Here is a 19,154-nt window from a genome sequence, read left to right on the forward strand (position 1 = left end):
AACGATCAGCGTGGGAACGATTATCAGACGACTTCAAGGTAGGAGCTATGAATCGCCCGCGCCAACTCCCGCACGGTGTCGATAAAATCCGTCAACCGGCTATGCAGCCCATCCTCCAGAATCTCATCAATCCCTGTATACCTCAGCCGCGCCTCAAACTCCGCCGCCAAACGCTGGGCCGTACGCCCATAACTCCCCGGCAGGTCCGCCAGGATATGGCTCAACTCCTCGATACACGCATGCAACGAGCGCGGCACATCACTGCGCAACAGCAACAACTCCGACACCGACCGCGCATTCAGCGCATTCGGGTACAGCTCGGTATACGCCTCAAACGACGACAGCGCCCGCAACAACGCGCTCCACTGGTAATACCCGCGTGCCGAAAGGTCGCTGACTTCCTCGGACTCTTCCCCAAACATTTCATACCGCGCGTCCAGCAACCGCAACGTGTTATCCGCCCGCTCGACAAACGTCCCCAGCCGAATAAACCGATACGCATCGTTACGCATGATCGTCCCGGACGTCGCCCCACGAAACAGGTGCGAGCGCTGCTTCACCCAGTCACAAAAGTGGCTGATGCCATGCCGCGCCAACCCGCCGGCCGCAATACTGCGCATCTCCAGCCAGGTGGCGTTGAGGTTTTCCCACATATCAGCCGTGATCCGCCCCCGTACCGCATGGGCATTACCCCGTGCAGCCCGCAGGCAATTGTAGATACTGGCGGGGTTTTCCTCGTCGAGGGCGAAGAAGTGCAGCATGCGCTCGGCGTCCAGTTGCTGATGGCGCTCAAGGTAACTGTCCAGGGTGCCGCTGCTGAGCAGCGACATGGCCAACTCGTCCAGCCCGTCACTGCGCCCGGCCTGGGGCATCAACGACAGCGAATAACTGACTTCCAGCATGCGCGCCAGGTTCTCGGCACGCTCCAGGTAACGGGACATCCAATACAGATCTGCGGCGGTTCTACTCAGCATACTCAGCCCTCCACCACCCAGGTGTCCTTGGTTCCGCCGCCTTGCGACGAGTTGACGATCAATGAGCCTTCGCGCAGCGCCACGCGGGTCAAGCCACCGGGCACCAGGCGGGTTTCCTTGCCCGAGAGCACGAACGGTCGCAGGTCGATATGCCGCGGCGCGATGCCGTTTTCGACAAACGTCGGGCAAGTGGACAGGCTCAAGGTCGGTTGGGCGATGTAGGCGTGAGGGCGGGCCTTGATACGCTGGCGGAAGTCCTCGATCTCGGCCGCGCTGGACGCCGGGCCCACCAGCATGCCGTAGCCGCCGGAACCCTGGGTTTCCTTGACCACCAGCTCCGGCAGGTGCGCCAGTACGTGGGACAGCTCATCCGGCTTGCGGCACTGGAACGTCGGCACGTTTTGCAGGACCGGCTCTTCATCCAGGTAGAACCGGATCATCTCCGGCACGTACGGGTAGATCGACTTGTCGTCCGCCACGCCGGTGCCGATCGCATTCGCCAGCACTACGTTGCCCGCGCAGTACGCCGCGACCAGGCCGGGCACGCCGAGCATCGAATCGGGGTTGAAAGCCTGCGGGTCGAGGAAGGCGTCGTCGATGCGGCGGTAGATCACATCCACGGCCTTGGGGCCGTCGGTGGTACGCATGAACACCTTGAGGTCGTGCACGAACAGGTCGGCGCCTTCCACCAGCTCCACGCCCATTTCCCGGGCCAGGAATGCATGCTCGAAGAACGCGCTGTTAAACCGGCCTGGCGTCAGCACCACCACATTCGGGTTGTCCAGGCGGCTGGAGCTTTTCAGGGTCTTGAGCAGCAGGTTGGGATAGTGGTCCACCGGGGCGATGCGTTGCTTGGCGAACACCTCGGGGAACAGGCGCATCATCATCTTGCGGTCTTCGAGCATGTAGCTCACGCCGCTGGGGGTACGCAGGTTGTCTTCGAGCACGTAGTAGGTGCCGTCGCCATCGCGCACCAGGTCGACCCCGGAGATGTGCGAGTAGATATCGCGGTGCAGGTCCAGGCCGACCATGGCTTTCTGGTATCCCTCGTTGCCCAGCACCTGATCGGCGGGAATGATCCCGGCCTTGATGATGCGTTGGTCGTGGTAGATGTCGGCAAGGAACATGTTCAGCGCATTCACCCGCTGGATACAGCCGCGCTCGATGACACTCCACTCACTGGCGGGGATGCTGCGGGGGATGATATCGAAGGGGATCAGGCGCTCGGTGTCTTGCTCGTCGCCATACAGGGTGAAGGTGATCCCCGCGCGGTGAAACAGCAGGTCGGCTTCACGGCGGCGCTGGGCCAGCAGTTCTGGCGGCGTGTTGGCCAGCCAGCGGGAGAATTCCTGATAATGCGCACGGCAAACGCCTTGTGCGTCATTCATTTCATCAAAGAAAGATCGAGCCATTCCAATTACCTTGTCAGTGCCGGGACTAACTGCGCTTTGGCACTGCCGCTTTAGAAAACGCATTTTTTTATGAGCCCGTGGCTGATGGTGCCAGCAGGCCTGGTCCTTACTTTCTTTTGGGGTGGGCTCTGGGTCGGGGGGTAACGATTGCTCCTGTATCCGGGCAGATAAAGGACTAAAGCAATGCCTGTGCCATCCACCTTGTGGCGAGGGAGCTTGCTCCCGCTGGGCTGCGCAGGGGCCCCAAAAAGGAATCAGACCGCTGCGCACTGGAGCGCTGTCCCGGTCCAGCGGGCCCAAGCTCCCGCGCCACCGATGCGGCCCTATCGCCTCAAAACGGTGCACTGATTACTTGAACTTTGCACCAGCCCGGTTCTTCTAAACTGCTTCAAATGCCAGCACGGAGCACGGATGTGCCCAGAATCATCTCACCCGACACCCCGGAATCGAGCCTGACCGACCACAGCGAACACAACGCGAAGATTTTCGGTTCGCCCAAGGACCGTCTCGACTTTTACCGGCGTGAAATCCAGTACGAAACCAGCATCCTGGCCAACCGTACCGACGCCTACCTCACGGCCCAGTCATTCCTGGTGATCGCCTTCGTGTCCGGCATGGGCAACCTGAACCCCGAATGGGGCAAGCTGTTCACCCTGGTGGTGCCCGTGTTCCTGGCGACCCTGGGCATTCTCAGTTCCCTCAACGCCTGGCCGGGGATTCGGGCGGCCTACGAAATCATCGACCACTGGCATTACAAGCAGAGCGAACTGCTGCGCAGCGAGCCGGTGATGGGCCTGGCCTACGATGAGTCGCCACTGTTCAGTGAGATGGAGTCGTCCCACAAGGGCTATCGCAAGTCGCTGTTGTTCTCGATGCGCGCGCCCTGGCTGTTCATGGTGTTCTGGGTGATGCTGGGGGCCTACGCGTTTTACATCCAGGTGGACAACCCCGGCTCATAAGCAATTGGAACTTCACCGACCCGCACGGGACCTTACTTTTACGCAGCCTGCGTTTTCCAACAGAGGTGAGCCATGAGCACAGACAACGACCCGCAAACCAGCAACCGTAACGATCCCGCCATCGACCGCGGCGAACCGGCCCCCGGCACCGCGGCCGACGCGCCAAAAGACCCCAAGCCTGCCAGCGACCCCAAGGCCAAGGAAAACGACTACAGTCCAGACTTCAAGCCCGAGCGCGAGCCCAAGCCTGAAACCGATGCCGATATCGATACCCAAGGCGGTTAGAGGAGACGGTGATGTCAGTTGAAATAGACGAAGACGATGAACTCAATGACCCGGGCAATGAAGACCCGGGTTCATTGATGGATGATGCCGAAGTACCGCTTAACGACCTGGATGATGCCGCTGACGTCGGCAACACTGAAAACCAGGAGTAGACGTCATTGTTGTGCCTGGGCACGTCGTTCATACCACGCCAGCATCGGCTGCGTGCTGAGACCATGAACGACGATGCTCAGGGCAATGACTGACAGCGTCAGGTTCACCGCGACCGCACTGCTGGTGCCCACCAGCCCGTGGTTGATGGCATAGAACAGGTAGTAGATGCTGCCGATCCCGCGAATCCCGAACCAGCCCACCAGCCCGCGCTGATGGCGATTCAGCAAGCTGCCCCAGGGTATCGACAGCACGCTGAGGGGGCGAATCACGCAAAACAGCACCGCCCCCACCGCCAGCGCCCGCCAGTCCCAATGGCTGACCAGCACCACGCCCAGCAGGGTCACCAGGAACACTTCCATCGAACGCTCTACCAGCCCACCAAAGGCGAGCATGTCGCCCATCATCACCCCGGCGGCGATTTGCGTGTCCTGCAGTTGCCCGACATCGCCATGCAACGCATGCTCCGGCTCAACTTCCATGTGGCCAACCACCGGCTGTGCCAGATGTTCCGCCGGGGTTTGTGAGTTGCCGGTGGACTTGAACTCGGCCTGGCGCAGCCCCAGGCCGGCGGCAAATACCGACAGGAAGCCGTAGCCGCCGATGGCTTCGGCCACCACATAGGCGAGGGCGATCAGCGCCAGCGTCAGGTAGTCATTCGGTGACAGGGTGCTGTCGGCATTGGTGATACGCATCTTCAGGGTGACGCGACCGATGCCACGCCCCATCCAGTAGCCCACGAGCAACCCGGCAGGTACGGCCCAGAGCAGGTTTTTCAGCACCCAGCCGCCCAGCCAGTCACCGTCGAACCCGCCGTGCTGCATGAAAATCAGCGCAAAGATCACGAACGGGAAGGCCGTGCCGTCGTTCAAGCCTGCCTCACCGGAAAGACCGAAGCGCAGCGCGTCATAATCCTGCGCGTTATTGACCTGCACCAGGCCCGCGAGCACCGGGTCGGTGGGCGCAAGGATCGCCCCCACCAGCAGTGAAACCCCCCACGACAACCCCAGCAGCCAATGCAGCACCAGGCACGTCCCGAGGATGGTCAAGAGCATCACCGGCCCGGCCATGCCAAACGCAATGCGCCAGGTTCGGTGCTTGAGGGGCAGACGCAGTTTCAGCCCGCTGACGAACAGCGAAAACAGCACCGCGACTTCCGTCAGGTGTTCCATCCAACTGGCCGAGGCCTTGATGTCCAGATGCAGCAGGTCCATGCCCAGCGGGCCGATACCCACGCCGAGCAACAGGCACACCGCCGAGGTGGTGACCGGCATCCAGCGCAGGTAGGAGGAGGTGAGGGCGAGGGTGAGCAACACCGCGCCCAGTACGGCCATCCATAGGATGAAGGTCATTGAATAGTCCCGGGCATGGTCTGTGTGAACGTTTGAGGTTTGCCGGGAGAGAGAGGTTCAAAAAACGCGCATTGCCTGCCCGGACAATGCGCGGTTTGTCAGGTCGCCAGGCGTGTTACGTTGGCATTGAGGGTGCTGTTTGGGGTGAAGGAAAAGGTGAACCCCGAGTCGAGAAACTTTTGCAGCCCGTCATTATCAAGACTGAATACCGTTGCACCGACCGATTGATCAAGAGTGCCAGTGGCATCGAACATGGCTTTGTCCAGGCCGGCTTGGTTGGTGTTGTAGATATAGAGCTTTCCATCACTGCTCTTTTGAATATAGGCGGTGTGTACGATATTGCCGTCTGCTTTATTGCTCATAAAGTTGATAACGCCTGATTCGGTAATGTCCGCGGGCCTGAATACGGCGCTGGTATTCTCGACAGTAATACCCATCAGATCCTTGTAGCGTTGCGTGTAATTGGAATCCCCGCTCCTGACCACACTGCCCAGCACGGCCTCGCGAGTTTTCAACGGGAGTGCATTGTCTGCCATCCCGACGAACATGGTTTTTTCGTAGCAGATTGTCCCGGTGTATCCCGTTTTGGCATGGAGCTTCTCCAGTTTGTCGCGAAGCGCTTCTACCGGCACGGCGTCAGCTTTGAAATTTTCCAGCGGCTCGCCAAAGGGCTGTCTGGTTTTCACATTCAAGGCGTGCCAATTACCGGTGGCGTCATCAAACTTCGCAAACACCTTGGCTTCTTCGGTCGCATTGGCCGCCTTGTAAGTGCCTTCGGCAATGCCGGGCTTTTTCGCCAGTGACGTCAGGTCGACACTGCGCAAGGCGCCACGCAGATGATTGACGCCGTTACGTCCAGCGGTCAGCGTGGTGCGCCCCAGCTTCAATGCACTCCGGGCCAGATCATCAGCCCCGCTCAACGGATTGAAACTCCCCAGCGCCGCGCGCCCGACAATCTTCGCGCCCTGGGCGAACTTGCTGAAAGCCGATGCGCCGGCGGCCACGGCCTTGGCCCCCCTGGCTGCCGCACCGAGGCCCACGGCAAACCCAAATATATCCAGGGCCAGGTCGCCGACACCTTCGCCGATGTTGCCGTTTTGAAAGTTGACGATTGCCGACCTCAAGGGGATCAGGTTGAGGAGGAATTCATTGACTTTCTTGTAAAAGGGAACCTCGGTATCAAGCGTGGTGACCCCCTCGGCCTCTTTTTTGAATGACCGGATATCAACATCCTTCACCATGGCATCGGCAATATAAGACGTTCGGGCACTGCCAAAGCTCTTGGGGTTGGCGGCCTGGATTTTTTCATCCGTCAACCCGGGTGCGTACTCGCCCGAAGGTATGACTTCTTCCAGGTCTTTATGGTAATGGGTGTGATTGGAAGGCTGTTTGCCTGCCGTGAAGTCACCCAGGTCCGTACGCTCGGTAATCTTTGCGGTCCTGAGATTGATTTCGTAGATGTGCACCTGGTTGTTGCGCCTGGTTTTCACCAGCAGGCAATTGTCGTCGGGCACCCGCTTGCGGGTTTCCTTGCCAAAGTTGTCCTTATCGACGTCGACTTCCCTGACCACTGTGATTTCGCCGTATTCCAGGTTTTTACGGTCTTCTTCAGGGAGCCGCGAAACCATCCACTTGACCTGGGTCGCGACGCTTTTTTCGATGCCGTCGGCGTATTCCCCGAACGCGTCCTGGAACACGTTCGGCATACTTGGCAGGTCTTTGGTTTTTTCCAGCACCTCGCTGAGGTTCAACGTACTGGATGAGGTCACCCAATGATTGTCAGCGGGGGGCGGGGGCCCAATTCCAAGTACCCCTACGGCCGGTGGTTCTTCGACGCCAGGTCGATGGTGAAGCGCGTCCTTCATATACAAGTCGAGGATCGAATAAGGCCCCGGGAAATCGCTATGGGCGGGTTCCAGCGTGATGCTCTTGTCTTCCAGGGTTGCCGTATCCATGCCTGGCAGGGCTTTGCGCAACTGCTCCAGGGCCATTTCCTTGCGTAATGGCATCGGCATGCTCTGTGTTTGACTGGCCGCGCTCAGCTCGGTGATCTGCGCATCGAATGCATCGCGTACATCATTCATTTGGCCTTCGGTCACCGGATACGGCATACCGTTCGCGCTTCCCCAATCCTTGAGCGCCTCTTGCTGGGCGGCATATTCGACATAACGCTCCTGGGCGGAGACCGGCGCGACCTCAGCGTGGAGCATGACCTGCCCGTAGGACATCCCTGCGGTTGAACCCGGAGACTGCGCTTCGATGCGTTCTACCGCGGTGACAAAACTGACCCAACTATGGGAACCCGGGGTGACCTGGTCCGGGATGTCTTTAACCAGGAACTCCGGAGCGCGGGTGGAGAGCAGCAGATGCGCTTGTAGCGCCGCTGCCTCGGGTGACGATGCCTTGCCGGTGCTGACAAGATGTTCGGCCAACCGGCTGACGATACCGGAGGCGGGTTTGCCCCAGGTACTGTTCCCGGTCACGGCAAAACCGGCGATGTGATGCCTGGACCTGGGGTCTGTCGCGCGGAACGAGTTGTCTTTGTCCACACTCATGGCCGCCAACAGCCAATCAGTGGCACTGCCTTTGATGGACTGCGCGTCAAATTTTGCCTGGAGGGCCTCGCCCAACGCCTTGCCCTTGGGGGAGCGGATCAGCGAGTCGAGCACCCGCTGCGGGTCAGCCAGCTCGGAAGGCGTGAACGACTTGCCCTGCATGAGGTATTCCACTACGTTCCTGGCGCCGTTCAAATCAACGTCGCCGATCTTGCCGCGGCGCAGGTCGGACCGCAGCTGATTCGCCGCCTCGGGCGCAAGCGGGGGCTGCCATTCCAGCGCACCGCCATAATTGCCATGGAGCGGCGCCTGGAGTTCAGGCCTGAGCAGATAATTCGTCAGGTTCTCCACCTCCTCGGGCGTGGTTGGCACGTCCCAGCCATTGATCTCAAGGAATTCCTTGAGGCTAATGGTGCTCCCTGAGTCGGTGCTCCCGACCTGGCGGTAAGCGCTGTCGGGGTGAAGCTCGACTTTATTCTTTTGCAGGTAGTCGAGAACGTCACCGCTCCCAATGCTGCCCGATCGAATCCGCTCAAGCAGGTAATTGAGTTCACGCCCCACGGTGTTCAGCGTCTGGGTATTGCCCACCAGGGCTTTCTGGCGTTCAACCTCATCCTCACCACGGGTTTCGTGCAGGTCCGCAAAACGCGGGCCGCTCACGCCGGTAAAAGCTTTGTCGCGCGCCAACTCATCTGCACGCTCGTGGGCATGATCCGGCAGGATATGTTCTTGCTCTTTGTAGAATTGGCTCACCAACCACAGGGGGGCACTGTTGCTGTTTTGGGAGAGCGGCGGTTTGAAGGGGATCGGGTTACCGTCGCCGATAACGCGTGCGGCGTCCCTGACCTGTGCGCCCACCTGCGCCCAGCCTTTGTCATCGGGGCCGTTGGGTTGCGCGGCGGCGGAGGGCCTGCGCTGGTAGGTGATCTTCCCGGTATTGGGGTCAATCATCACTGAATTGGGGTTTATCCCGTTTTCCCTCATCCAGTCACGGACTTGCGGGGACTCCATGGCACGCCCCAACTGCGACCACCACTGCCCGAACGTTGAGTTCGGCGGAATGTTCTCGACCATGATCGCGTCGTCATGGCCGTCGCCCTTGACCTGACGCAGCGCGCTGGCTACCTGGCCTGCCAGTTCACCGTCGGCATCGGCACGCGGGCTGGGGATCCTGGTCCCGGGGGAGCCTGGCGCGGCATTTTCCGGCGCTGCGGCCTGGAGCCGCGCCGGGGGAAGCGGCTTGTCAGGTGCGTTCAAAGGAATGAAAGAAGCCGTAGCCTGAGTAGGAGCAATTGTCATAGGAGGGGGATCCGGTAATTTATCGAGTACACCCAAGCAGCGCTTCGCTCCAGCGGGTGTAACTCTTCGTACCCGATGCCCCCTCAGCGATTCCATCCCACTGGCATGCAGATTGATACGGCGTTTTACGCGCCCATGCTAAGGGTGCGCCGCGGTCCTCAGCCGAATCATGTCGATCAGCTGGCGCAATCCCGGCTGCGACTGACGCCGGCTGGGGTAGTACATGCACAGCGGCGCGCCGATGCAGGCCCAGTCGGGCAGCACTTCCACCAGGCGCCCGTCGGCCAGTTCCGCCAGCACGCGATTCTCCAGGCAGTAGGCGATACCCACGCCTTGCAGGGCCGCATCAACGATGGTCTGGGTGTCGGCCGCGCTGAAGTGGCCGGGCACATCGAGCCGCTGCTGGCGTACGCCATTGCCCAGTTCCCATTTGTAGGTGGTCTTGTCGCCCAGGTACATGCGTACACAGGAGTGCGTGAGCAAGTCCCTGGGCACTGCAGGTGTCCCTGCCTGTGCGAGGTAGGCCGGGGAGGCGACCATGATCCAGCGCAGCTCGCCGGTCAGCGGCACGGCCACCATGTCCTGGGGCACCGTGGCGCCATAGCGGATTCCTGCGTCGTAGCCCTCTGCGACGATGTCGAGCATGCGGTCCTCGATCATCACGTCCAGGCGCAGTTGCGGGTAGGTGCGGGTGAACTCGCCGAGCACCGGCGAAATCAGCAGCACCGCGGCATCCCGGGGTACGTTCAGGCGCAGGCGGCCAATCGGCGCCTCGCGGTACAGTTCGAGGGTGTCGAGGCCGTCCTGGATCGTCGCAAAGCCGGCACTGAGTTTTTCCGCCAGTACCACACCGGCATCGGTAGGCTCTACGGCGCGGCTGGTGCGATACAGCAATTTGACCCCCAGGCGCGTTTCCAGGTTGCGCATGGTGTGGCTCAGGGCCGAGGTGGTGACGCCAAGTTCATTGGCGGCATGCCGGAAACTGCGGCGACGGATGATCGCCATGAAGACATTCAGGTCGGCCAACTCGGAGCGATTGAACGCAGCCATATCAAGCACCTTATATGGGGTTTGGGTTGCACGCGGCGTTGAGCCCGATTCAACCACGGATGATCTAGAGTAATCGTTTTTTTACTGATTGTTTCTGGCGGAGGCTTTTTCATGAGTATCGAAACCATCAAGATCCCAGGCATCGACAAGGCCGTCTCGCGGATTGCACTGGGCACCTGGTCCATGGGTGGCTCGATGTGGGGCGGCGCCGATAATGAGGTCTCGGTCAAGACCATTCGTCATGCGCTGGCCAGCGGCATCAACTTTATCGACAGTGCGCCGGTCTACGGCCTTGGGCTGTCGGAAGAACTGATCGGCCGGGCCCTGCGCGGTGTACGCCACACGGCGGTGATCGCCACCAAGGCCGGGTTGCAATGGGACGACGGCACGGTGCGCCGCAATGCCACGGCCCGACGTATCCGCAAGGAAATCGAAGACTCACTGCTGCGCCTCGAAACCGACTACATCGACCTCTACCAGATTCACTGGCCCGACCCGTTGGTAGCTCAGGAGGAAACCGCCGGCGAGCTGGAAAAACTGCGCCGTGAAGGCAAGATCCTTGCCGTGGGGGTGAGCAATTATTCGCCTGCGCAAATGGACGATTTCCGCCAGTACACGCACCTGGACACCGTGCAGCCGCCCTACAACCTGTTTGAGCGGGCGATCGACAGCGATATCCTGCCGTACGCCAAGCAAAATTCACTGGTGGTTTTGGCTTACGGTTCGCTGTGCCGGGGTTTGTTGAGCGGCAGCATGCACGCGGCCACGGGTTTTACCGGGGATGACGTGCGCAAGCTCGACCCGAAATTCAAGGCGCCACGCTTTGAGCAGTACCTGGCGGCGGTCGCGGCATTGGACGTGTACGCTCGCGAATGCCACGGCAAGTCTGTGCTGGCCCTGGCGTTGCGCTGGGTGCTGGACCAGGGCCCCACGGTTGCACTGTGGGGCGCCCGCCGGCCGGAGCAGCTCAAAGGCGTTGAAGATGCGTTCGGCTGGCAGCTCACGGCCGATGACCTGCAACATATCGACCGTATTCTGGCCAGCACGATAAAAGACCCGGTAGGGCCGGAGTTCATGGCCCCGGCCCAGCGTTAACCTTTGCGACAGGGATGTCTTGCAGCTGCAAAACACAAAAGACATTCCTTTGGCGTTGAGGTTTTTGGCATGAAGCGCGGTCCCTTGTTCAAGATCATGGGTGGTTTGCTGTGTGTGGTGGCGGTGGCAGCCGCCTGGAAATGGCGCGGCAATCCCGATGTGCTGTGGCAGATCGTCAGCCGTCAATGCGTGCCCGACCAGAACCAGCACCAGAATCCGCGCCCCTGCCTCGAGGTTGATCCGGACAAGGGGTTCGCGCTGCTCAAGGACATCAACGGCCCGTACCAGGACTTACTGATCCCCACCGATAAAGTCACCGGAATCGAAGACGTCGCGCTGGCCCGGGACTTGTTGCCGCATTACTTTGCCCAGGCGTGGAAACACCACGATGTACTCTCGGCCGGCCTGCAAACGCCGATTGCCGACCGTTATGTATCCCTGGCGATCAACTCGCGGTATGGCCGCACGCAAAACCAGTTGCACATTCATATCGCCTGCCTGCGCCCCGACATTTTCAACACCCTCAACGAACGCGCGGCAACCCTCGACGAGCACTGGCAAACCCTGCCGGTAAAACTGCAGGGGCATACCTACAGTGCCCGTACGTTGTCGGCGGTGGAATTCGACCTGCGCGACCCATTGGCCATCCTGAATGACTACGTGCAGGCCCAGGGCGATGCCATGGCCAGTTACAGCTTGCTGTTGGCACCGGCGGCGAACGGCAACTTCGTACTGTTGACCACGCGGTTGACGCTCAAGGAATGGAACCTGGCCTCCGCCGAAGAACTGCAGGACCGCCAATGCAACCTGATGAGCAAACCACCACAACGACCTATTTTAGCTGTTAACGACATCCGGTGAAGTTTGCCGTTGAACGAGTGTTCAGTTTCAATTATGTTGGCTGCACCCCCTGCCTGGTAACAGGCGGGCTTGCGCTTTTTCTGATTGAACGAGAGGCACTGGCATGCGGTTTTCACCTTTTGTCGAGCGAATTGCAGGGCAGGGCGTAGCCGCCTGGGACATCCACCACGCCGCCTTCCAGGCCAGCAGCAAAGGCGAAGACATCATCATCCTGAGTGTGGGCGATCCGGATTTCGCCACACCCTCGTTCATCACCGACGCCGCCGTCGAGGCCCTGCGCCAGGGCGACACCCACTACACCGAAATCCCCGGCCGCCCGGCACTGCGCGATGCCATCGCCGCGCGCTACAGCCAGTCCCTGGCTCGCCCGCTCAACGCTGAAAACGTCATCACCGTGGCCGGTGCGCAGAACGCCTTGTTCGTCACCTCGCTGTGCCTGTTGCAGGCCGGTGATGAAGTGATCGTGCTCGACCCGATGTACGTCACCTACGAAGCGACCCTCAAGGCCAGCGGCGCAACGCTGGTGCGGGTGCCGTGTTCCGCCGACTCGGGCTTTCGCCTCGACCCGGCACTGCTGGCTGCCGCCATTACGCCTCGCACCCGGGCGATCTTTTTCTCCAACCCCAACAATCCCACCGGCGTTGTCCTCAACCCTCAGGAATTGCAGGTGATCGCCGACCTGGCGATCGAGCATGAACTGTGGGTAGTGGTGGACGAGGTCTACGAAAGCCTGGTGTTCGATGGCGAATACCATAGCCTGGCCGCGTTGCCGGGCATGGCCGATCGCTGCATCGTGATCGGCAGCCTGTCCAAGTCCCATGCCATGACCGGCTGGCGCATCGGCTGGATCGTCGCCGCGCCTGCGATGGTGGCCCACGCGGAAACCCTGGTATTGAGCATGCTCTACGGCTTGCCGGGGTTCGTGATGGAAGCCGCGACCGCCGCCGTGCTGGCCCACGATGAAGTCACCCAGGGCATGCGCGAAACCTACCGCCGCCGCCGCGACCTGGTGGTAGCAGGTCTCGGCGGTTGCCCGGGCATTCACGTGCGGGCCCCGCAGGCAGGCATGTTCGTGTTGGTGGATGTGCGGGACACCGGCCTCGGCTCCCTGGATTTCGCCTGGCGGCTGTTCCGCGAAGCAGGGGTTTCCGTGCTGGATGCCGCGGCCTTCGGCGAGCCGGCCCAGGGGTTTGTGCGGCTGTCGTTTACCCTGGGTGAAGCGCGACTGGCCGAAGCCTGTGAACGTATCAGCCGCTTCGTCGCCAAGCTCGCCGGAGAACCGCGAATCGAGCCTGCGGCGAAAATCATCAGCGTACAGCCGGTGGCTGCGAAGAAGATGATTGAGGTGCTCGACCTGCATAAACGCTTTGGCAATATCGAGGTGCTCAAGGGCATCTCCCTGACCGCCCACGAAGGCGAGGTGATCTCGCTGATCGGCGCCAGCGGCTCGGGCAAAAGTACCTTGCTGCGCTGCATCAACATGCTCGAAGTGCCGGACCAGGGCAGCATCCACGTCGACGGTGAAAGCATCAAGCTCAACTACGGCCGGCCCGGCGCACCGCTGGTGGCCGACGCCAGGCAACTGGTGCGGATTCGCTCGACACTCGGCATGGTGTTCCAGAACTTCAACTTGTGGCCCCATCGCACTGTGCTGGAGAACCTGATCGAAGCGCCGATCCAGGTGCTGCGCGAAAGCCGGGCCGAAGCCGTCGAGCGCGCCGAAGCCTTGCTCGACCGGGTTGGCCTGGCCGCCAAGCGCAATGAATACCCGGCGTTCCTCTCCGGCGGCCAGCAGCAGCGGGTGGCCATCGCCCGAGCCCTGGCCATGCGCCCCAAAGTCATGCTGTTCGACGAACCCACCTCGGCCCTCGACCCGGAGCTGGTGGGCGAAGTCCTGCGGGTGATTCGCTCCCTGGCCGAAGAAGGCCGCACCATGATCCTGGTGACCCATGAAATGGCGTTCGCCCGGGATGTGTCATCCAAAGTCGCGTTTTTGCATCAAGGCCTGATCGAGGAAACCGGCTCGCCGGACTCGGTGTTTATCGACCCACGCAGTGAACGTTGCCGGCAGTTCGTCAACGCGCATCAAACTCGCTAACTCCAAAAAAAGACGGGGCAAGATCATGAAATCCAAACGATTGGCAAAGTGGTTGAGCAGTGCTGTGTTGATGCTGGCGGCAGGTACTGCGTTGGCGGCGGAGAAACCCATTGTGTTCGCGGTGGCGGCAGAACCCTACCCACCGTTCACGGTGAAGGGCGGCAATGGTGAGTGGACGGGCTTTGAAGTCGACCTGATCCATAAGCTCTGCGGCTTGATGAAGGCTGAGTGCCAGATCAAGGAAGTGGCCTGGGACGGGATTATTCCGTCACTGCTGGCGAAGAAAATCGACGTGATTTTCTCCTCGATGTCGGTCACCGAAGAGCGCGAAAAACAGATCGCTTTCAGCCGCGCCTACTACGACTCGCTGCTGGGCATTGCCGGCCCCAAGGGCACCACCGTCGAGGTCACGCCGGCGGGGTTGAAGGGCAAGATCATCGGCGTGCAGATCTCCACCGTCAGCGCCAACTACCTGAAGAAGTACTACGAGAACATTGCTGACCTGAAGTACTACGACACCCAGGAATCGGCCAACGCCGACCTGATTGCCGGGCGCACCGACCTGATGATGGCCGACGGCGTCGCCATCGCCATGATGGTCAAGACCCCTGAGGCCCAGGGCCTGGCCGAAATCGCCGAAGTGCCTTACGACCCGATCATCGGCCGCGGCGTGGGGGCTGGCCTGCGCAAGGAAGACACCGAACTCAAGGCCCGGCTCGACAAGGCCATCGGTGAGTTGCTGGTGAGCAAGGACTACGCCGACCTGTCCCAGAGCGTGTTTGGGGTATCGGTCAGCCCGTGCAAACGCGCCGACACGCCTGCCTATGTGAGCAAAGTCTGCGACAGCCCCTACACAAACTAACCCGGTAGAAAGGGAGTGCTTGTGGCGAGGGAGCTTGCTCCCGCTGGGGTCCGAAGCGCCCCCAAAAAATGGGCCTGCTGCGCAGTCCAGCTGGAGCAAGCTCCCTCGCCACAGGGTCACTGCGTGTCATCGAAATAGGGAGCAGCGATGTTCGATCTACTCAACTTCAGCGAACAAGGCTGGGGCAATGCACTGCTCAAAGGGCTTTGGATGACCCTGCAGATCTCCGCCGGCTCGTTTGCGGTGGGGCTGCTGATCGGCCTGGTGGTGGCCTGCGCCAAGCTCAGTGCACCGCGCCCGATAGCCATGCTGATGCGCGGCTACACCACGGTGTTTCGCGCGGTGCCCGAGTTGCTGCTGATCCTGCTGCTGTATTACGCAGGCTCGATGGGCCTCAACGCATTGATGCTGTGGCTGGGGTTTGCGCAGTTCAACATCAGCGGCCCGCTGGTAGCGGTCCTGGTACTGGGGCTGGTGCAAGGCGCGTACGCCTCGGAGATTTTCCGCGCGGCGATCCTCGCGATTCCCCATGGCCAGATCGAAGCGGCGCGGGCGTTTGGCTTGAGCGGCTTTGGCCTGTTCCGTCGGGTGACCCTGCCGATCATGGCGCCATACGCCCTGGCGGGGATGTCCAACCTGTGGATCAATCTGATCAAGGACAGCGCGCTGATCAGCGTAGTGGGCACCAACGAGCTGCTGTACACCGCCAAACAGGCGGCGGGCTCGACCCGGCATTACCTGTTGTTCTACCTCACGGCCGCCGCCTTGTATTACCTGGTGACACTGGCCTCCAACTACCTGTCCGGGCGCCTGGAGCGACGTATTCGTCGCTGGATGCCGGTTGTCGAGTGAGCCGCACATGCCTGAGTGGATAAGTTATTACGCAGGACTGATCGCCAAGGGCTTGCAGACGACGCTGTCGCTGCTGGTGATCTCGGCAGTGCTCGGCTTCGCCCTGGCGGTGCTGGTAGCGCTGGCGCGGCTGTCCCGGCGCAAGTGGCTGGCCCGTTGCGCACTGGGCTACACCAGTGTGCTGCGGGGCACGCCGCTGCTGATCCAGATCTACATCTTCTATTACGGCCTGGGCAGCCTGTTTGCCCAGTTCCCGATGATTCGCGGGAGTTTCCTCTGGCCGTTCCTGCGGGACGGTTACTGGTACATCGTGTTCGCCCTGGTGTTGTCGGTGGGCGCGTACGTCGGTGAAGTGATTCGCGGCGGGCTGCTGGCCGTGCCCAAGGGTGAAATGGAAGCCGCCTCGGCGTTCGGCATGACGCCACGCCAGGCACTGTTGCGGGTGCGCCTGCCACGGGCCATGCGCCTGCTGCTGCCGACCCTGGCGGGGGAGACGGTGATGCTGCTCAAGTCCACGGCGCTGGCCTCGACCATTGCCGTGGTCGACCTGCTTGGCGCCGCCAACGTGGTACGCGCCCAGACCTTGCAGATCTACCAGCCGCTGCTGCTGGTGGCCGGGGTCTACCTGTGCCTGACCTTTTTGATTGAAGCCCTGTACGCGATTGCCGAGCGACGCGGCACACCGTTGCGCAGGTCTGCCGGATGAAAACCGATCGCTCGTTGCAAGGGATTGCCCTGTGCTCGCTGGCCTATGCGTTCCTGGCGCTGCAGGACGCCGGGATCAAATGGCTGGTGGCCGACTATTCAGTGTTCACCATCCTGTTCTGGCGCAGCCTGGTGGTGGTCGCCGCGTGCGTGATCGCCGGGCGAATGGGTTTGCTCAAGCGTGCCTGGCACTCGGTCAGCCGCAAGCTGTTGATCATCCGCGGCCTGCTGTCGCTGCTGGCCTGGCTGCTGTACTACACCGCCGCCAGAGACCTGACCCTGGCGGAAATGACCACGCTGTATTTTTCCGCACCGATCATGGTCACGTTGCTCGCGGCATTGATCCTCAAGGAGCGCGCCAGTCGCGGCCAGTGGATTTCGCTGATCATCGGCTTTGTCGGCGTGGTGATCGCCTGTCGCCCCAGCAACATGCTCGACCCATTGCCAATCGCCCTGACATTGGCGGCAGCACTGTGCTGGGCGTTTACCTATATCCAGTTGCGCCAGGTGGACGACAACACCTCGGTGCTGGAGCAGATGCTGATCACCAATGTGGTGTTTGTGATCTGCATGGCGCTGACGCTGCCCTGGACCCACACGCCATCGCCGACCCCGGCATGGCTGGGCATGCTCGGCGCGGGGCTGGTGGGCGGGATTGGCCAGTTCCTGCTGTTTGCGAGCTTCCGCCGGGCCACGGCGACGCTGCTGGCGCCGTTTGAATACACCGGTTTGATCTGGGCGTTCCTGCTGTCGAGCCTGGTCTGGGGCACGGTGATGGACGTGTCGCTGATTTTCGGCGCCGTGCTGATCGCCATCAGCGGCACCCTGGCCATGCTCAGCGCCCGGCACCCCGTGTCACAGGATGTGGTCGGCGCCGAATGCTCCGTGACGCAGCCCCTGTATCCAGCAACGGCAGATGTGCAGCCCGTTGGCGGGGCTGAAGGTGCCGGGGTTGAGGCACCACTCGAGCCAGAGTCCGTCGAGCATCGCCGATAAGCCGATGGCGGCCAGGCGCGTGTCGTGGATCACGAAGCCTTCGCTCTCGGCCAGGTCGTCGAGCAACTGGCGGATCAGGTCGAGGTAGGCGCGGTAGCTTTTTTCATGGGAGTCGTTCACGTGGTTCGAGTGGCGGATCAGGCTCCAGAACACCACCCAGACGCCCAACAGTTTCGGGTCCATGACCCGCGAGGAAAACGAGCCGGCGAGGAATGCATCGAGCCGCGCGGCAGGGCCCACGGCCTGGTCGACTTCCTGCCACAGGGCGGTGGTCAGTTCGCTGGCGAGTTTGTGGTAGGTCTCGGCGATCAGTGCATCGATGCTGCCGAAATGGTGATTGAGCAACCCCACCGAAACCCCGGCTTCAGCGGCGATGCGCCGCACGGAAATGCCGGCATGCCCGTCACGGGCGAGGCTGGTGAGGGTGGCGGCAATCAACAGGTCGCGACGGTCTTCGGCCACAGGCACACCCTCGGTGAAGATACATGGTTGAACGTGTGTTCAATATATACCTGCAGAACCAACAAGAGGAGGGCAACGGCATGGCAAAAGACCTTTCGTGGCAAGTCCCCGGGGATTCCGGGAACACCCTGCACATTGGCGCCTGGCGCTTCGAGGGTGACGGCGACGGCCCTCGGGTGCACCTGCAGGCCGGTGTGCATGCCGATGAAATCGCCGGGATGCTGGTGTTGCATCAACTGCTGCCGCGTTTGCAGGCCTGCCAGGATCAGGGCCGGCTCAAGGGCACGGTGACGGTGGTGCCCCAGGCCAACCCGTTTGGCATTGGCCAGTTTCGCCAGGGGCGGTTGTTGGGGCGGTTTCACGAAGCCACCGGGCAGAATTTCAACCGGGCGTTTGATCATTCATTGGCCATGGAGCGGCCAGCCAGCAACCTGGCGCAATGGCAGAAAAGCCTGGTGCAACTGGCCGCCGATGCTGACCTGGTGCTGGACCTGCACACCGATGATGAAGCCCTGCCATATCTCTACATCCACCGCAGCTTTTGGCCCGCGGGCCGGGCGCTTGCGGCGGCGTTGCAGGTGGATGTGGTGATTGTCTGGGACGAGGGTGGTGATGGGTCGTTTGAGGAGACCATCATTGATCATGGGCAGCCGCGGTTGGCGGCGACGATTGAATTGCGTGGGCAGGCGGATGTGAGTGATGCCCTGGCCGGGCAGGATGGTGATGGGATCTGGGCTTGGCTTTGTGCCAGTGGGGTGATTGATGAGGCGCCGGTGATTGCGCAATGGCACGGGCAGGTGGTGGATATGGGCTGCATGGAGACCATCCTGGCGCCGTGTGCCGGGGTGTTGGTGTTTGAGAAAGGTTTGGGTGAACAGGTGGAAGAGGGTGAGCGGTTTGCGCGGATTATTCGGCGGCCTGGGGATCCGGCTTCTGAGGTTGTACTGCATGCGGCGCAAACCGGGCGGATGGTGACGGGGCATCGGGAGCGGCTGGTTTCACAGGGTTCGGTGGTGGCCAAGTTTACCGGGACGCGGTTGTCTGAGGGGTACAGCGGGGGGGTGTTGGATCCTTAGGCGGGAGTACATATCCGTTTCTTCGGTTATGGCTGGTATTGGTTCCGCTCTTACAGCGGCTCACTTTTGAAGAGCGCAAAAGTAAGCAAAACGCTCTTGCCCCACCACTCG

16 protein-coding genes and 1 pseudogene are annotated in these 19,154 nt (G+C 61.4%); 11 read left to right on the plus strand and 6 right to left on the minus strand.

The genetic code is table 11. The annotated features are described in order from the left end of the window. Positions 1-23: 23 nt before the first annotated feature. Together HX815_RS27645 and HX815_RS27650 are read right to left on the minus strand one after the other, a co-directional pair. Positions 24-974, minus strand: coding sequence for an alpha-E domain-containing protein (locus HX815_RS27645; RefSeq protein ID WP_003217078.1), 951 nt, complete (start codon positions 972-974; stop codon positions 24-26). Positions 975-976: 2 nt separating this feature from the next. Then, positions 977-2,386, minus strand: coding sequence for a circularly permuted type 2 ATP-grasp protein (locus HX815_RS27650; protein ID WP_003217076.1), 1,410 nt, complete (start codon positions 2,384-2,386; stop codon positions 977-979). Positions 2,387-2,799: 413 nt separating this feature from the next. Between HX815_RS27650 and HX815_RS27655 the strand changes: the two genes are divergently transcribed. From HX815_RS27655 to HX815_RS27665, 3 genes are all read left to right on the plus strand, one after another. Beyond that, positions 2,800-3,345, plus strand: coding sequence for a hypothetical protein (locus HX815_RS27655; protein ID WP_003217074.1), 546 nt, complete (start codon positions 2,800-2,802; stop codon positions 3,343-3,345). Between the two features lie 72 nt (positions 3,346-3,417). Next, positions 3,418-3,630 carry a hypothetical protein gene (locus tag HX815_RS27660; RefSeq protein ID WP_003217072.1) on the plus strand — a complete coding sequence of 71 codons (213 nt, stop codon included), beginning with the start codon at positions 3,418-3,420 and terminating at the stop codon, positions 3,628-3,630. An 11-nt stretch (positions 3,631-3,641) separates the two neighbouring features. Next, entirely contained in the window at positions 3,642-3,782 is a 141-nt protein-coding gene (locus HX815_RS27665) for a hypothetical protein (protein ID WP_003217070.1), read from the plus strand. A gap of 3 nt (positions 3,783-3,785) precedes the next feature. Here HX815_RS27665 and HX815_RS27670 read toward each other — a convergent pair whose 3' ends face one another. The 3 genes from HX815_RS27670 to HX815_RS27680 all read right to left on the minus strand — a co-directional run bounded on the left by HX815_RS27670 (position 3,786) and on the right by HX815_RS27680 (position 10,036). Next, a complete protein-coding gene (locus HX815_RS27670) occupies positions 3,786-5,132 on the minus strand; it encodes a sodium:proton antiporter (protein WP_177010015.1) in 1,347 nt (448 codons plus the stop codon). Positions 5,133-5,230: 98 nt separating this feature from the next. After that, on the minus strand, positions 5,231-9,022 hold the full coding sequence (locus tag HX815_RS27675; RefSeq protein WP_256351184.1) for a hypothetical protein: 3,792 nt from the start codon (positions 9,020-9,022) through the stop codon (positions 5,231-5,233). Between the two features lie 102 nt (positions 9,023-9,124). Beyond that, positions 9,125-10,036 (minus strand): LysR family transcriptional regulator, encoded by a 912-nt coding sequence (locus HX815_RS27680; protein ID WP_087692315.1) that lies wholly within the window; start codon positions 10,034-10,036, stop codon positions 9,125-9,127. Between the two features lie 111 nt (positions 10,037-10,147). Between HX815_RS27680 and HX815_RS27685 the strand changes: the two genes are divergently transcribed. From HX815_RS27685 to HX815_RS27715, 7 genes are all read left to right on the plus strand, one after another. After that, complete coding sequence (locus HX815_RS27685) at positions 10,148-11,131, plus strand: aldo/keto reductase (protein WP_003217060.1); 984 nt, start codon at positions 10,148-10,150, stop codon at positions 11,129-11,131. A 69-nt stretch (positions 11,132-11,200) separates the two neighbouring features. Then, positions 11,201-11,992, plus strand: a complete 792-nt coding sequence (locus HX815_RS27690; RefSeq protein ID WP_177029237.1) for a CDP-diacylglycerol diphosphatase — start codon at positions 11,201-11,203, stop codon at positions 11,990-11,992. A gap of 103 nt (positions 11,993-12,095) precedes the next feature. After that, positions 12,096-14,090 (plus strand): aminotransferase class I/II-fold pyridoxal phosphate-dependent enzyme, encoded by a 1,995-nt coding sequence (locus HX815_RS31840; protein ID WP_177029238.1) that lies wholly within the window; start codon positions 12,096-12,098, stop codon positions 14,088-14,090. A gap of 25 nt (positions 14,091-14,115) precedes the next feature. Beyond that, positions 14,116-14,952 carry a transporter substrate-binding domain-containing protein gene (locus HX815_RS27700; RefSeq protein ID WP_177029239.1) on the plus strand — a complete coding sequence of 279 codons (837 nt, stop codon included), beginning with the start codon at positions 14,116-14,118 and terminating at the stop codon, positions 14,950-14,952. A gap of 147 nt (positions 14,953-15,099) precedes the next feature. Beyond that, the gene (locus HX815_RS27705) at positions 15,100-15,804 is read left to right on the plus strand and encodes an ABC transporter permease (protein ID WP_134326647.1); all 705 of its coding nucleotides are present in this window, start codon (positions 15,100-15,102) and stop codon (positions 15,802-15,804) included. A gap of 7 nt (positions 15,805-15,811) precedes the next feature. Then, positions 15,812-16,510, plus strand: coding sequence for an ABC transporter permease (locus HX815_RS27710; RefSeq protein WP_003217050.1), 699 nt, complete (start codon positions 15,812-15,814; stop codon positions 16,508-16,510). Continuing rightward, complete coding sequence (locus tag HX815_RS27715; protein ID WP_008433732.1) at positions 16,507-17,505, plus strand: DMT family transporter; 999 nt, start codon at positions 16,507-16,509, stop codon at positions 17,503-17,505. The genes HX815_RS27710 and HX815_RS27715 overlap by 4 nt, the downstream gene beginning before the upstream one ends. On the opposite strand, the pseudogene HX815_RS31785 reads toward HX815_RS27715, so the two are convergent. Then, positions 17,461-17,973 (minus strand): annotated as a pseudogene (locus tag HX815_RS31785) (TetR family transcriptional regulator C-terminal domain-containing protein); the annotation flags it as partial. The gene HX815_RS27715 and the pseudogene HX815_RS31785 sit on opposite strands and share 45 nt — an antisense overlap. A 74-nt stretch (positions 17,974-18,047) precedes the next feature. On the opposite strand from HX815_RS31785, the gene HX815_RS27720 reads away from it, so the two are divergent. Further along, positions 18,048-19,043 carry a succinylglutamate desuccinylase/aspartoacylase family protein gene (locus HX815_RS27720; RefSeq protein ID WP_177029240.1) on the plus strand — a complete coding sequence of 332 codons (996 nt, stop codon included), beginning with the start codon at positions 18,048-18,050 and terminating at the stop codon, positions 19,041-19,043. Positions 19,044-19,154 lie beyond the last annotated feature (111 nt).

This window comes from Pseudomonas sp. E6002 (assembly GCF_013385565.1).
Taxonomy (GTDB): domain Bacteria; phylum Pseudomonadota; class Gammaproteobacteria; order Pseudomonadales; family Pseudomonadaceae; genus Aquipseudomonas.

Bases quoted from the DNA above. Each gene is read 5' to 3' on its own strand.
- HX815_RS27720 (WP_177029240.1), top strand. From the start codon at position 18,048: ATGGCAAAAGACCTTTCGTGGCAAGTCCCCGGGGATTCCGGGAACACC.
- HX815_RS27680 (WP_087692315.1), bottom strand. From the start codon at position 10,036: ATGGCTGCGTTCAATCGCTCCGAGTTGGCCGACCTGAATGTCTTCATG.
- HX815_RS27715 (WP_008433732.1), top strand. From the start codon at position 16,507: ATGAAAACCGATCGCTCGTTGCAAGGGATTGCCCTGTGCTCGCTGGCC.
- HX815_RS27650 (WP_003217076.1), bottom strand. From the start codon at position 2,386: ATGGCTCGATCTTTCTTTGATGAAATGAATGACGCACAAGGCGTTTGC.
- HX815_RS27690 (WP_177029237.1), top strand. From the start codon at position 11,201: ATGAAGCGCGGTCCCTTGTTCAAGATCATGGGTGGTTTGCTGTGTGTG.
- HX815_RS27670 (WP_177010015.1), bottom strand. From the start codon at position 5,132: ATGACCTTCATCCTATGGATGGCCGTACTGGGCGCGGTGTTGCTCACC.
- HX815_RS27710 (WP_003217050.1), top strand. From the start codon at position 15,812: ATGCCTGAGTGGATAAGTTATTACGCAGGACTGATCGCCAAGGGCTTG.
- HX815_RS27685 (WP_003217060.1), top strand. From the start codon at position 10,148: ATGAGTATCGAAACCATCAAGATCCCAGGCATCGACAAGGCCGTCTCG.
- HX815_RS27700 (WP_177029239.1), top strand. From the start codon at position 14,116: ATGAAATCCAAACGATTGGCAAAGTGGTTGAGCAGTGCTGTGTTGATG.
- HX815_RS27645 (WP_003217078.1), bottom strand. From the start codon at position 974: ATGCTGAGTAGAACCGCCGCAGATCTGTATTGGATGTCCCGTTACCTG.
- HX815_RS27660 (WP_003217072.1), top strand. From the start codon at position 3,418: ATGAGCACAGACAACGACCCGCAAACCAGCAACCGTAACGATCCCGCC.
- HX815_RS27705 (WP_134326647.1), top strand. From the start codon at position 15,100: ATGTTCGATCTACTCAACTTCAGCGAACAAGGCTGGGGCAATGCACTG.
- HX815_RS31840 (WP_177029238.1), top strand. From the start codon at position 12,096: ATGCGGTTTTCACCTTTTGTCGAGCGAATTGCAGGGCAGGGCGTAGCC.
- HX815_RS27665 (WP_003217070.1), top strand. From the start codon at position 3,642: ATGTCAGTTGAAATAGACGAAGACGATGAACTCAATGACCCGGGCAAT.